Here is a 13,571-nt window from a genome sequence, read left to right as displayed (position 1 = left end):
CAATGATAACCACATCATCTATGACTGATCTTTATGCTTCACGTACCAATAGCACTTATGCTTCACGTACCAATAGCACGGCAGCCATTATGGCCAGAAATGAGGACGTGGTATGGAATGACGGCAATTATGCGGATGCGCTTTCGGCAGGGCAACTGAACGCTTACCGGCGTGACGGCTTCCTGTTAATTGAAAATGTCTTTACACCGGAAGAAGTAGCGGCTTTGCTTGAAGAGGTTGTTCGTATGAGCAAGGATGAATCTATTGCCGGCATGGATGAGGCCATTACAGAGCCGGGCAGTGATGCCGTGCGTTCCATTTTCAAGGTACATGCCTTGAATGCGTCTATTGGCCGCCTTGCCCGTGACCCGCGACTTATTCATGTGGCAAGGCAAATCCTGGGTTCGGAAGTATACATCCACCAATCCCGGGCCAACCTTAAACCGGGATTTACCGGCAAGGAGTTTTATTGGCATTCAGACTTTGAAACCTGGCACGTGGAAGACGGCATGCCGAAAATGCGTGCGTTAAGCTGTTCTGTGTTGCTGACTGATAATAATGAATGCAATGGTCCGCTAATGCTGGTGCCGGGCTCACAGATGCAATTTATTTCATGTGTTGGTGAAACACCGGGTGAGCATTACAAACAGTCGCTTAAAAAACAGCAATATGGGGTGCCAGATCCACTTACCTTAAGCTTGCTGGTAGAGCAGGGCGGTATTAAGACCATGCAAGCCAAGGCCGGTTCGGTGGTGTTTTTTGACTGCAATACCATGCATGGATCAAGCAGCAATATATCTCCCTGGCCAAGGTCAAACGTATTCATGGTGTATAACAGTGTTGAAAATACGCTTGAGCAGCCCAGGTATGGCTTGGCACCACGGCCTGAGTATATTGCCACACGATCGGATTTTTCAGCACTGGAACCGTTAGACAGTGTTAACAGCCAGACACCGTTCTAGTTGGCATTGAAGTTTTCTTGCCATTGGACAATGGTGAGTGTTGGCGATGGTTATTCGGCTTAAACAGGAATCCGGCACACAGGGCGTTCATGCATTGCATGCCTGGTGTGCCGGATTTTTTTGTCTGGAATATGCTTTCACTGTTCTCAGTAATGCTTAAAACTCAAAAGTCCCGGCTGGACGGTGTCATCACGGCCATGTAAAATCTGCTTGTATTTTCGTTCAATTCGTAACTAACTCTTCCTTAAGTTGCTACGATCAGCCAAGGCTTCATTAATGACAGACCGTGTAAACACAGACTTACCCCAACAGTTGTCCCCCACAGACTGGCATACCTTAACACCCGGCCAGGTAGAGCAAATGTTGCAAACTGGCAGAGGCGGCCTGGCACAAGAAGAGGCCCGGCAGCGCTTAACGAAATATGGTTTCAACCGTTTGGCACCGCCCAAAAAACGCGGGCCGCTGCTACGCTTTCTGCTGCAGTTTCATAACCTTCTGCTGTATGTCATGATGGGTGCTGCGGTTATCACGGCTTCGCTTGGTTACTGGATAGATACTGGCGTGCTGATGATGGCGGTGGTGCTTAATGCCATTATTGGTTTTATCCAGGAAGGCAAGGCGGAATCGGCACTGGATGCCATCCGCGATATGCTCTCCCCACACGCTACGGTCATCCGGGACGGCCAGCACCATGACATTGACGCTGGCGATCTGGTGCCCGGCGACATGGTGGCTCTTGTCTCGGGAGACCGGGTGCCTGCTGACTTACGTCTGATTAATGTACGAGACCTGCGTATTGAAGAGGCTGCCCTGACTGGCGAATCCCTGCCGGTAGAAAAAAATACGGAAACTGCCGAGCCCGATACGCCTTTGGGTGACCGTTATGGCATGGCTTATTCGGGCACGCTGGTTATTTATGGCAAGGCGGTAGGGGTGGTGGTGGCAACCGGCGCCCAAACAGAGCTGGGTAAAATCAACCAGATGCTGTCAGAAATTCGTAACCTGGCAACACCCCTGCTACGCAAGGTGGATTATTTCGCCCGTCAACTGGCCTTCTTTATTCTGGGTTTGTCGGCACTGACTTTTGTTCTGGGCACGTTATGGCGCGGGCACAGTCCCCAGGACATGTTCATGATGGTTGTGGCGTTAACCGCTTCTGCCATACCTGAAGGCTTGCCAGCCATTATGACCGTCACCCTGGCATTGGGCGTGCGCCGTATGGCCAGGCGCAACGCGATTGTTCGCCTGTTGCCGGCCGTCGAGGCCCTGGGTTCGGTAACCGTTATTTGTTCTGACAAGACAGGTACCTTAACCCGTAACGAAATGACTGTGCAGCGCATTATATGTGCCGAGCACAGAGTCAATGTAGAGGGCGTGGGTTATGAACCAAGCGGTGAATTATGCATTGACGGGCGCTGTATTACGGCTGCCGAATACCCCGAACTGGCTCTGGCCATTCGTGCTGGTGTGTTGTGTAATGATGCCCGTTTGTTGAATGAAGAGGGCAGGTGGTGGGTAGAGGGCGATCCCACTGAAGGTGCCTTGCTGGTACTGGGGGCAAAAGCGGGCCTTACCCTGAATGAGCCCAATGAGAATGCCTGGCCCCGGATTGATGCCATTCCCTTTGAATCCCAGCACCGCTTCATGGCCACTTACCACTGTGACAGCCAGCAAGAACCCTGGATTTTTGTCAAGGGCGCACCGGAACGTATCCTGGATATGTGCCGCACGCAGCTGGGTAGTAATGGTGAACAGGAACTGGATGTTGATTACTGGCGGCGCATGTCCAACGATATGGCAGCCCAGGGCTTGCGCCTGCTGGCACTGGCATGCAAGCGGTCTGCACCAAAAAGTGATTTACTTGACCATAACGATATGGAGTCGGATTTTGTCATGATCGCATTACTGGGCATTATGGATCCGCCCCGTGAAGAGGCGGTACAGGCTGTACGTGAGTGCCATCGTGCCGGTATTCGCGTCAAAATGATTACCGGTGATCATGTGGAAACTGCCCGAGCCATTGGTGAAAAGCTGAATATTGGCGTTGGCAAGCCTGCCCTGACCGGTGCGGAAGTGGCAGTGATGGATGACGAGACCTTGCGTAATGTGGCCATGGAGGTGGATGTTTTTGCCAGGGCAGCACCCGAACACAAGCTGCGTCTGGTGCAGGCCTTGCAAGAAAGTGGGCAGGTGGTGGCCATGACCGGAGACGGGGTTAATGATGCCCCGGCCCTGAAGTGTGCCGATGTTGGTGTAGCCATGGGCATGAAAGGCACCGAAGCCGCCAAAGAGGCGTCGGATATGGTGCTGGCCGATGACAACTTTGCCACCATTGCCAGTGCCGTGCGTGAAGGTCGGGCTGTTTACGATAACCTGAAAAAATTCATTCTTTTCATGCTTCCCACCAACGGTGGGGAAGTCCTGGTGGTGATTGCCGCCATCCTGTTTGAATTGACCCTGCCATTAACACCGGCCCAGGTGTTGTGGATTAATATGGCCACATCGGGTACGCTGGGTCTGGCATTGGCGTTTGAGCCGGCCGAGCGGGGCATTATGGACCGGCGGCCCCGTCCGCCCGGCGAAGCCTTGCTCTCGGGCTTTTTTATCTGGCGTGTCTTCATAGTGTCGGTCATTATTATGATTGGTGCGCTGGGGGTATTTTTGTGGGAATTGAATGCGGGCACCAGCCTTGAGGTGGCCCGGACCATGGCGGTTAATATTGTGGTGGTTTGTGAAGTATTCTACCTGTTCAACAGCCGCTTTTTTCTTAAATCGGTGCTAAGCCGCGAGGGCCTGACCGGCAACCGCTATATCCTGTTTGCGGTTGCCGCCTGCATCCCTTTGCAACTGGCCTATACCTATTTGCCAATCATGCAAACCATCTTTAATTCTGCCAGCCTGTCGCTGCTGGAATGGGGCAAGGTACTGGCTGCGGGGTTGTTACTGTTCCTGCTGGCAGAACTGGAGAAGTTTATTATCCGACGTACTGGCCTAGGTAAAAGGTTGGGGTTGCAGTAGCGTAAAGATTTTTTTTAAAAAAAGCCGCACATGTGCGGCTTTTATTTTGGTGTAAATACGTATAAAAGTAGAAATCATTGTTTTAGGGTTCAAAAGTCTAAAAATAAATGATCAGTAAAAATCTGTTGTGAAAAAGAACATTTTTATATCCAGACTTACCCTAGGTTAGGGGACAAAAGAATTGACGGTCAGAATGGGTGCAGTTATATTCGTTTGTGCGATTAGCGTAATAAATGTGCGATATGCGAACAAATTTGCTTTTAAGTAAGCCATATCGCTTTAGCATTAAACAAAATATTTACCCTTGGGGGAGCTCGAAATATGACGACTGAAATCAATACTTACGTGCGGTACCAGTTCAATGAGTTTGGCATGGGCCTGAAAAGAACGGAAGTGGAACTGCCTAAACCCACAGGAACCGAGGTTCTGGTGCGCGTGAATTATTGTGGTGTATGTCATAGTGATGTTCACATTTATGAAGGCTATTATGGTCTTGGGCAAGGCAAAAAATTATCGCTGGAAGAGCGTGGAATCAAATTACCTGTCACCTTGGGCCATGAAATTGTGGGTACGATCGAAGCCGCCGGCGATCAGGCTGGGGAAATTCAGCCTGGCAAACAAATGCTGGTTTATCCATGGATTGGATGTGGTGAGTGCTCTGTTTGCAAAAGAGGCGAAGAAAATCTTTGCACCAAGCCTGCCGCGTTAGGCGTTTTTAAACCGGGTGGTTATTCCCAGTATGTATTGGTGCCGCATCCACGTTATTTAATGGACTTGGGTAATTTGAATCCCTCCCATGCTTCTTTGTTGGCATGTTCGGGGTTAACCACTTTTTCAGCCATTAAAAAAATGGGGGATGTTCATGACGATGAAGCCGTTGTTGTGATTGGTTGCGGTGGTTTAGGTTTGCTTGCCATTAGAACCTTGTCTTTGCTGGGTGTGAAAAACATTATTGGCCTGGATTTGTCCGAGCAAAAACGTGAGCTTGCCCTGAAAGTCGGTGCCACATCCGTCTTTGATTCCTCCCAGGAAAATGTGCTGGAAGCGGTGTTGCAGGCAGGCAATGCCAATTGTGCCGCTGTTCTTGATTTTGTGGGTGGTGATGCGACAGTCCAAATGGGTCTTAACCTGGCCCGCAAAGGTGGCAAACTGATTATTGTTGGTTTGCACGGTGGAGAGCTGTCTTACCCCATTCCCTACATCATTACCAAAGCCATTTCAATTATTGGTTCTTACACGGGGTCACTGGGGGACCTGAAAGAGCTGATTGAGTTTGCCAACAAACACGACTTGATCAATCTGCCTATTCAAATCAGGCCACTGGATGAGGCCGATGATGCCTTGAACCAGCTGACCAAAGGGCAGGTTGAAGGCCGTCTGGTTTTGGAAAATTCATAGCTGAACGTTATTTCAAAGGCCAGGATGGGCTTGGAGAAAACCCGTCCTGGATGGATATGAAATTAGAGAGCATGAATAATGAATCACATAGAAATACTTTTAAAAAAAATCAATCAAGTGATTACCTTGATTGGTGGGGCGGCAATTGCATTAATGATGATCCATGTGACAGCGGACATCGTTGCAAGATTTTTTATCAATAAACCTTTGCCAGGAACCATCACGTTCGTTGCGCACTACTACATGATTATCGCGATATTTTTGCCGTTGGCCTATACCGAGCAAACCAAAGCGGCGATTTCAGTCGAGCTTGTCTCTGGCTTTTTCTCGCCAAAAATGAATAAGGCCGTTGATATGTTCGGCAGTCTGTTTGTGTCAGTCACCGCATTTTTAATCGCCTATGTATCCTGGGGGGTCGCCTTGAAAAATCTGGCGTCCAAAACCTCGGTCATGCAAGGTGATTACACAATTCCTACCTGGCCAAGTTACTTCATCTTGTGCTTTGGGGCTGGCTTATTGGGTGTTTATTGCCTGGTGAAATTTTTGCTTTACTTAATGAACAAAGAAAATAACCAGATGATTGGGGAGCAAAAATGAGCGATATTGGCATCGGGTTTATAGGGCTTATTGCTTTATTTGTACTGTTATTGTTAAAAATGCCCATTGGTTTTACATTGATAGCCGTCTCGTTTGTGGGTATTTGGGCTGTTGTTGGGGTTGATATTGCCATGTCTTCACTGGGTATCATTCCTTACAACTTTGCCGCTAACTGGACCCTTAGTTCAGTACCATTGTTTTTGTTCCTGGGCTTTATCTGCTATCACACCAACCTTACCCAAGGTATGTTCAAGGCTGCCAGGGCCTGGTTGGCAGGCGTGCCTGGCGGTTTGGCGATCGCCTCTATTTTTGGTTCGGCAGGCTTTGCCGCTGTTTCCGGATCTTCCATTGCCTGCTCTGCCGCCATGGGCCGGATCGCTATTCCGGAAATGCTTCGCTACAAATATGATCCCAGCCTGGCAACCGGTACGGTTGCGGTAGCCGGTACCATTGGTGCCCTGATTCCCCCTTCAATTATCATGATTTTGTATGGGGTAATTGCGCAAACGTCCATCTCCCAATTGTTTCTGGGAGGTATTACGGCGGGTCTGGTAACGATTATTGGTTATGTCCTGGTTGTTTATGTCCGGGTGAAGCTTAATCCGTCTTTGGCTCAGGACGTTAAGGAGGAAATTTCATTCAAGGATAAAGTAGTTGCCTTAAAAGATACCTGGCCTATTTTTCTGATCATGATCGGTATTTTTGGCGGTTTGTTTGGCGGCGTGTTTACCCCCAATGAGGCCGGTGCGATTGGTGCGTTTTTGGCTTGTGTGGTTGCTATTTTGAAAAGGGCAATGACATGGGCTGCTTTCAAGGCTGCGGCCCTGGAAACATTAGTCACCACCAGTGCTTTATTGATTATTGCCGTAGGCGCCAGTCTGCTTACCCGCTTTTTGGTTCTATCAGGAACCGGTGATTTTATTGCTGACTTTATTATTAGCCTTGAAGCCAGTGATATGTGGGTCATGCTGGGTATCATTCTGATTTATTTGGTACTGGGCATGTTCCTGGAACCCGTTGGTGCCATGTTGTTGACCTTGCCAGTGCTGTTGCCCATTATCGAGACGACCTCATTCAGCCTGATCTGGTTTGGTGTATTGCTTACCAAGCTATTGGAAATTGGCATGATTACACCACCCGTTGGCATGAACGTGTTTGTTGTAAAAAGTGTTGTCGGTGATGCAGTGACAACATCACAAGTGTTCAAGGGCATTTTGTGGTTTCTGGTGATAGACCTGGCCATAGTAGGATTGTTTTTGCTTTTTCCGGAAATCATCCTCTATTTACCCAACTTGTCATCAAAGTAAACAGATTATATTGGAGGCATAACAATGAATGACACAGTAACTGAATTCATCAAGGACAAGACCTTGATTAATGGTCAGTGGCTTGAAGCGATTAGCGGAAAAAAATATCCGGTATTCAATCCTGCCACAGGCGAACAAATCGTGCTGGTTCCTGATATGGGGCAGGCAGATACCCGATTGGCGATTGAAAAGGCGGAGCAGGCACAAAAACTGTGGCTCAAACAAACCGCCAAGCAACGCTCGATTATTTTAAAGCGCTGGGCTCAACTGGTTGAGGCCCATCTTGAGACACTGGCCACCATTTTAACCCTCGAGCAAGGCAAGAGCCTGGCCGAGGCAAAAGGCGAAGTCACTTCATCAATCAACTATATTGACTGGTTTGCCAACGAGGCGATGCGTGTTAATGGGGATGTTTTACCACCTAGTGCCGCGGGTAATTTCGAGTTTGTTAAAAAACGTGCGGTGGGTGTGGTGGCTGCCATTACACCCTGGAATTTCCCCAATTCGATGATTGCTCGAAAAGTTGCACCGGCCCTGGCTGCTGGTTGTTCTGTGGTCATCAAGCCAGCGGAAGACACTCCCTTGTCAGCACTGGCGTTGGCAGCCCTGGCTGAACAGGCCGGGATTCCTGCCGGTGTGCTCAATGTCATTACCGCCAGTTCTGGCCATGAAGTTGGACAGGAGCTGTGCGCCAACCCGATTGTCAGAAAACTGTCATTTACGGGCTCTACCGAGGTTGGCAAGATTCTTAGCCGCCAGTGTGCAGATACGGTTAAAAAGTTAAGTCTGGAATTGGGTGGCAATGCGCCGTTCATGGTTTTTGATGACGCCGATCTGGATGCTGCGGTTCAGGGTGCCATTGCCATCAAGTTCTATAACTCGGGGCAAACATGCATTTGTGCCAATCGTTTGCTGGTGCAGGATGGTGTCTATGAGGCCTTTATTGCCAAGCTGCAAGAGGCCTTGGGTAAATTGCGCCTGGGCAATGGTTTGCAGCCTGATTCAACACATGGCCCTCTGATCAATGAAAAAGCCATCCGGAAAGTGAGTTCAATTGTGAATAAAGCCGTGGAGCAAGGTGCGCGTCTTGTTCAGGGCGGTGCTCATCTTCCGGAAATTGGCAAACAGTTTTTCAACTTCACTATTCTGGCCGATGTCACACCCGAGATGGATGTTTTCAAAACGGAAATCTTTGGCCCTGTGGCTGCCGTTTATCGCTTCGAATCGGAAGAGGAGGTGATTCGCCTTGCCAATAGTACCAATTATGGCTTGGCTGCTTATGCTTACACGGAAGACAAAGGTCGGATTTTCCGTTTAAGCGATCAAATGGAATATGGCATGTTGAGTATCAATACTCCCCGCTTTGTGTCTGAAACCGTTCCTTTTGGCGGGGTGAAAGAATCAGGAGTCGGTCGCGAAGGCTCGGTGCATGGCATTGACGAGTTTTTGGAAATGCACTATGTCTGCATTAAAAATTAAGCAATCAAATTTTTTTGTAATTTATAACTAAGGTGGAGCCTTTCATGTTTTCTATGAAAAAATTAACAGGTCTGGTTGGCGGTGCGCTTGTAGCGGCGTCTTTTTCAATGCCGGCTAAAGCAGATACGCTGCGTTTTGCGGTTGGGTTTCCTTCAGGTGCCCCCATTGAAGCAGCGCAAAAGTATGCTGAAGCGGTAAAAGAGTTAACGAATAACAAACATCGGGTTCGTATTTTTGAGCTTTCACTGCTCAGTCATGCTGAAATGAATGAGGGGATTAACAAGGGTCTGGCTGATGTAGGCTATTTGTTAACCGCTTACAGTCCTTCAGACTACCCATTCTCAAACCTGGGTGCAGATATGAGTATGTCGGTTGCGCTCAATGACAAGATTCCTGAAAAAGAAGGGATGGCTTATTCAGGGGCGATGCTTGAGTACATTATGCTCAATTGTCCTGAGTGCCAGGGAGAGTTCAAGAAAAACAATCAGGTATATACCGGTGTGGTTTCAACGCCTGTGTATACCATGTTCTGTAATGCCCCTGTGGATACCGTTGAAGAGCTGAAGGGTAAGCGTATTCGTATTTCAGGTGCGCCCTGGGCACGTTGGGCACGTGAATTTGGCGCCCAGCCGGTTGCCTTGCCAATTGGTGAAGCTTACGAGGCCTTAAGCCAAGGGGTGGTGGATTGTACATTCTTCTCGGCAACCGAGTTGACCAACTTTAATTTGATTGAAGTGGTGAAAAATATTGTGACAGATGTGCCAGGTGGTTTGTATGCAGCGGGTGGTGCGGCTACATTAAATAAAACCAAGTGGGACAAGTTTAGCACGGCTGAAAAAGAGGCCTTGTTAAAAGCCGGTTCAGTCATGACCTCTGAGGTAACTTATCGCTATCAGAAACAAGCGATGGATGATCTCGAAAAAGCACGTAAGAAAGGGATTAATGTCATGCAGGCTGATCCTGAGTTGTTGAAGAAATCACATGAATTCATCAGTAAAGACCTGGCTTATATCCCTGAGTTTTATGCGCAGGAATACAAGCTGGACCCTGCCCGACTGAAAGATTTGTCTGGCACAATGTCCAAATTGGTTGATAAATGGAGTGATATTGTTGCCAAGGCTGATATCCAGTCTGCTGAAGATTTGCAAAAATTATACTGGGATGAAGTTTATTCCAAGATTGATGTAGACAAATACGGCAACTAAGTTTTAATATGATTCATAGGGTGGCCAATGTCACCCTATGTTTTATCTGCATAGGAAAGAGGGTTTTGTCTAAGGTCATAAAAACAGATGATTCCGACAAGGATTTTTTGACAACCTTTGCCAAGGGACTGGAGGTTATTAAGTCATTTAACGATGAAACCCCCTGTTTAACAGTTACCGAGCTTGCGCAAAAGGTGGGCCTTAGCCGGGCTGCGGCAAGACGCTTTTTGCTGACTTTGTCTAAGTTGGGGTATTTAAATCAAAACAATGGACAGTTCAGTTTAAGCGCCAAAATTCTTGATCTGGGATATTCATATCTGGCGTCACTTAATTTTATGGAGCGTGTGACGCCCATTATTGAGCAGGTTGCCCGTGACCTGAATGAGTCGTGCTCTGTCACTGTTCTTGAGGATAAGGATATTGTTTATATTGGACGGGCCAGCCGTAGCAGGCTTGTTTCCATGAATCTGCAGATAGGCGCGCGTCTGCCGGCGTATGTGACCTCAACGGGACGTATTTTTTTGGCAACTTTAAGTGATGAGCAACTGGATGAATTTTTCAGGGATGAGGCTTGTAAAAAATTAACGGAACACACCAAGACGGCAAAGCAAATTATCGCGGAAATCAAGAAGGTGCGTGTGCAAGGTTATTGTCTGGTGAATCAAGAGCTGGAACTGGGGATGTGTTCACTTGCAGTGCCTGTTTATAACCGCAGCCATCAATTGATACTGGCCTTAATTGTGAGTTGTAATCCCTGGCTGATATCGCCAGAGGAAATGTTGCAACGTTTTTTGCCTGTCTTGAAAAGTGCCGCTCAAGAGATAACTTTGGTATTACCTTAAGTGATTTTTTGTTCATAAAGTAACCACCAGCTTGTGTTTGCCGAAAACCTTAATCGGTTATTGATTGATTAATTGACCAGGGAGTACGGGACGCGGATGTCCATCTTCCGGGATATTTGGTGGCATGTAAATTAAGAGCCTTGGCAGATATCGCAGGCAATAATAAAACCAGGCTGCTGAGTTTTAAGAACAAAAAGAAGCGTGACATGTAGCAGCTATATGTTAATTTGATTTATTCATATCAGAGTGGGTAAGTATATTAATTAACCTGAACCAAGACAAATTACTTTTTCGCTTATGAATATTACCTGTTGTTTTTTTAGAATATCAGTAAGCATCCGCCCCATACCGTATTGACAGCTTAAAGCTTTTTTACAGCAGCACTCGCCAGGGCAATAATTCGTCGACGCGATTAACCGGATAGTCGGCAATCACCGTCAGCACATGACGCAGGTACGCCTCGGGATTGATCCCGTTCAGTTTGACCGTATCTGGCAAACCTCAAAAAATTTTATGAGCTGGCTTATGGTACTGAGGATGCTGAAAGGATATTGCTTGAGCAAGTGTCAAGTGTGAAATCGGCATTAAGCTACGAAGATACGCTGGAAAATGATACGTGGTTGGTGGAATAAATCAAACTTCTGGATCCCCATTGTTGAGGGCGCATCACAAGCAGTATTTTTGGACGGAAACCATCATCAGGTGGAAGCCATATTATTTTCAAAACACAATGGAAAGGTGGTCCTCGAATCAATATTCAAAAAAATGGAAATAAAGAGAAAGCCTATTCTGTTGGCCATAATGGAGTTGGTTTAAATGTCCATTACTAGTGCGCAGTATCGTAGATTTAGAATGTGCCGCCAAGCCTGTTCAAACAGACGGTGACAGGTTGCAGGGACGTCATTAGAATGGCTGTGTCTGGTTAATATATGTGGTTGTTCATGGCGACTGGCTCTTCTTCTTGTACATTCCTTTGAACAACCCTGGTGGTCTGGAGTGTTTTGTGTTGAAAATATGTAAACCGGTTGCCCTGTTAATGATGTTGATTGCAAGTGCTTATGCGGTGGCTAATGAACGGGCCATTATCGTGTTTGATGGCTCTGGTTCAATGTGGGGGCAGATAGATGGCAAGCCCAAGCATGAAATCGCCCGTCAGGCTTTGGGCAACATGCTTGAAACCGTCCCCGATACGATGGAATTGGGCTTAATGGCTTATGGCCATCGTGAGAAAGGCAGCTGCACTGATATTGAAATGCTGGTGACGCCCGGCAAGAACAATAAAACGGCAGTCTTGCAGGCCGTGCAAAACATGAGTTTTCTTGGCAAAACCCCCTTGTCCGCAGCGGTTCAGCAGGCGGCAGATGCTTTGCGCTATACCGAAGACAAGGCAACCGTGATCTTGATTACAGATGGTGAGGAGACCTGTCAGGCTGATCCTTGTGCCTTGGGTGCCGAGCTTAAGCAAAGCGGTGTTGATTTCACTGCACATGTTGTGGGCTTTGGTCTGAGCAGGCAGCAGGGAGAGCAGGTTGCCTGTCTGGCGCACAATACGGGCGGACAATACTTTGCGGCCAACGATGCGGTGAACTTAAGCAAGGCAATGAACGCTGCGCTTGAGGCGGTGCAAACCGCATCATCTGCCAATGCAGTACAGCCAGAACCATTGCCAACGCCAGACCTGCCTTTGGCAACCGTTTCGGGACCAGAAACCGCCCAAGCGGGAACCGTTATTGAGGTTACATGGAGCGGGCCGAACGGCTCAGGTGATTACATTACCATTGTCACGCCCGAGGCCAAGGATTCAGAATATGGCGTATACAAACGTACGGCCAGCGGTGAGGTTTTACGTTTACAGGTCCCTGATGCCTTGGGAACGCATGAAATCCGTTATGTCCAGAACAAAGACCGTCAGGTACTGGCCCGGCAAACGGTTGAATTGACCCCTGTAGAAGCGACGGTGTCCGGTCCTGAAAGCGTTGGGGCAGGAGGAACCATAGAGGTGCAATGGACGGGGCCCGATAGCCCCGGTGATTACATTACGGTGGTTGAAGCGGGTGCTCCCGATAAAGAATATAACAATTATGCCCGTACGGCTTCCCGAAATCCCGTCAGCCTTGTGGTGCCTGATGGTTTGGGGAACTATGAAATCCGTTATGTTTTGAATAATTCCAAGCGTGTGCTGGCGTCGCAACCTATCAACATAACACCGGTTTCGGCGCGACTGGAGCTGCTGAATACCGCTGTGCCGGGCGGTAAAGTAACTGTGGCATGGACAGGGCCGGACAATCAATCAGACTACGTGACCGTTGTACCCAAAGGTGCCCCCGCCAATAAATACCTGGATTATGCACGGACTTCCTCTGGTTCACCGCTTGTGATTAAAATGCCGGCCCAGGTGGGTGAGTATGAGTTGCGCTATGTGCTGAATAGCTCAACACGGGTATTGGCCAGTTTGCCGGTAACCCTGGCAGAAACGGCTGGCACGATTACCGTCCCCGATTCCGTGGTGGCCGGTTCGGTTATTGAAGTCACCTGGAGCGGCCCGGGTAACCGACAGGATTTCATTGAGGTCGTACCCATGGATGCCACACCTGAAACCGCACCGCTTGCCGCAACGCGAGTCAGCCAGGGCAGCCCACTGTCGGTGCATGCACCGGCAATTCCCGGTATTTACCAGGTCAGGTACATGATGCGTGATACCAAAGAGGTCTTGACCAGCAGGCAGGTGGAGGTCAAGCCCAACCTTTAAGCGGGTCTTGTCAT

General features: G+C 48.4%; 9 protein-coding genes and 1 pseudogene. 9 read left to right on the top strand and 1 reads right to left on the bottom strand.

Features of this window, described 5'->3' with window-relative positions; translation table 11 throughout:
* Window positions 1–2 precede the first annotated feature (2 nt).
* The 8 genes from thpD (at window position 3) to HCX92_RS11405 (ending at window position 10,808) form a co-directional block, all read left to right on the top strand.
* Window positions 3–962 (top strand): ectoine hydroxylase, encoded by a 960-nt coding sequence (gene thpD / locus HCX92_RS11440; RefSeq protein WP_248290047.1) that lies wholly within the window; start codon window positions 3–5, stop codon window positions 960–962.
* Window positions 963–1,238: 276 nt separating this feature from the next.
* Complete coding sequence (locus HCX92_RS11435; RefSeq protein WP_169295102.1) at window positions 1,239–3,980, top strand: cation-transporting P-type ATPase; 2,742 nt, start codon at window positions 1,239–1,241, stop codon at window positions 3,978–3,980.
* A gap of 321 nt (window positions 3,981–4,301) precedes the next feature.
* Window positions 4,302–5,378: an alcohol dehydrogenase gene (locus HCX92_RS11430; RefSeq protein ID WP_169295101.1), complete on the top strand. Its 1,077-nt coding sequence runs from the start codon at window positions 4,302–4,304 to the stop codon at window positions 5,376–5,378.
* A gap of 78 nt (window positions 5,379–5,456) precedes the next feature.
* Window positions 5,457–5,975 carry a TRAP transporter small permease gene (locus HCX92_RS11425; protein WP_169295100.1) on the top strand — a complete coding sequence of 173 codons (519 nt, stop codon included), beginning with the start codon at window positions 5,457–5,459 and terminating at the stop codon, window positions 5,973–5,975.
* Complete coding sequence (locus HCX92_RS11420; RefSeq protein WP_169295099.1) at window positions 5,972–7,282, top strand: TRAP transporter large permease; 1,311 nt, start codon at window positions 5,972–5,974, stop codon at window positions 7,280–7,282. Before HCX92_RS11425 ends, HCX92_RS11420 begins: the two co-directional genes overlap by 4 nt.
* A 24-nt stretch (window positions 7,283–7,306) precedes the next feature.
* On the top strand, window positions 7,307–8,761 hold the full coding sequence (locus HCX92_RS11415) for an NAD-dependent succinate-semialdehyde dehydrogenase (RefSeq protein WP_169295098.1): 1,455 nt from the start codon (window positions 7,307–7,309) through the stop codon (window positions 8,759–8,761).
* A gap of 44 nt (window positions 8,762–8,805) precedes the next feature.
* Window positions 8,806–9,966, top strand: coding sequence for a C4-dicarboxylate TRAP transporter substrate-binding protein (locus HCX92_RS11410; protein ID WP_169295097.1), 1,161 nt, complete (start codon window positions 8,806–8,808; stop codon window positions 9,964–9,966).
* 20 nt (window positions 9,967–9,986) lie between these two features.
* Complete coding sequence (locus HCX92_RS11405; protein ID WP_211182379.1) at window positions 9,987–10,808, top strand: IclR family transcriptional regulator C-terminal domain-containing protein; 822 nt, start codon at window positions 9,987–9,989, stop codon at window positions 10,806–10,808.
* A gap of 372 nt (window positions 10,809–11,180) precedes the next feature.
* Here HCX92_RS11405 and HCX92_RS11400 read toward each other — a convergent pair.
* A pseudogene (locus HCX92_RS11400) lies at window positions 11,181–11,297 on the bottom strand (transposase domain-containing protein); the annotation flags it as partial.
* A gap of 514 nt (window positions 11,298–11,811) precedes the next feature.
* Here HCX92_RS11400 and HCX92_RS11395 point away from each other — a divergent pair.
* The gene (locus tag HCX92_RS11395; protein ID WP_211182378.1) at window positions 11,812–13,557 is read left to right on the top strand and encodes a VWA domain-containing protein; all 1,746 of its coding nucleotides are present in this window, start codon (window positions 11,812–11,814) and stop codon (window positions 13,555–13,557) included.
* Window positions 13,558–13,571: the final 14 nt, after the last annotated feature.

The sequence above is a fragment of the Advenella sp. EE-W14 genome, assembly GCF_012923605.1.
GTDB classification, from domain to species: Bacteria; Pseudomonadota; Gammaproteobacteria; order Burkholderiales; family Burkholderiaceae_B; genus Advenella; species Advenella alkanexedens.
Note: the sequence above shows the minus strand (reverse complement) of the source record. Positions and strands in the feature narration are given on the sequence as shown.

What these genes read in the sequence shown, in the direction of transcription:
- thpD (WP_248290047.1), top strand. Translation starts at nt 3, where the DNA reads ATGATAACCACATCATCTATGACTGATCTTTATGCTTCACGTACCAAT.
- HCX92_RS11435 (WP_169295102.1), top strand. Translation starts at nt 1,239, where the DNA reads ATGACAGACCGTGTAAACACAGACTTACCCCAACAGTTGTCCCCCACA.
- HCX92_RS11430 (WP_169295101.1), top strand. Translation starts at nt 4,302, where the DNA reads ATGACGACTGAAATCAATACTTACGTGCGGTACCAGTTCAATGAGTTT.
- HCX92_RS11425 (WP_169295100.1), top strand. Translation starts at nt 5,457, where the DNA reads ATGAATCACATAGAAATACTTTTAAAAAAAATCAATCAAGTGATTACC.
- HCX92_RS11420 (WP_169295099.1), top strand. Translation starts at nt 5,972, where the DNA reads ATGAGCGATATTGGCATCGGGTTTATAGGGCTTATTGCTTTATTTGTA.
- HCX92_RS11415 (WP_169295098.1), top strand. Translation starts at nt 7,307, where the DNA reads ATGAATGACACAGTAACTGAATTCATCAAGGACAAGACCTTGATTAAT.
- HCX92_RS11410 (WP_169295097.1), top strand. Translation starts at nt 8,806, where the DNA reads ATGTTTTCTATGAAAAAATTAACAGGTCTGGTTGGCGGTGCGCTTGTA.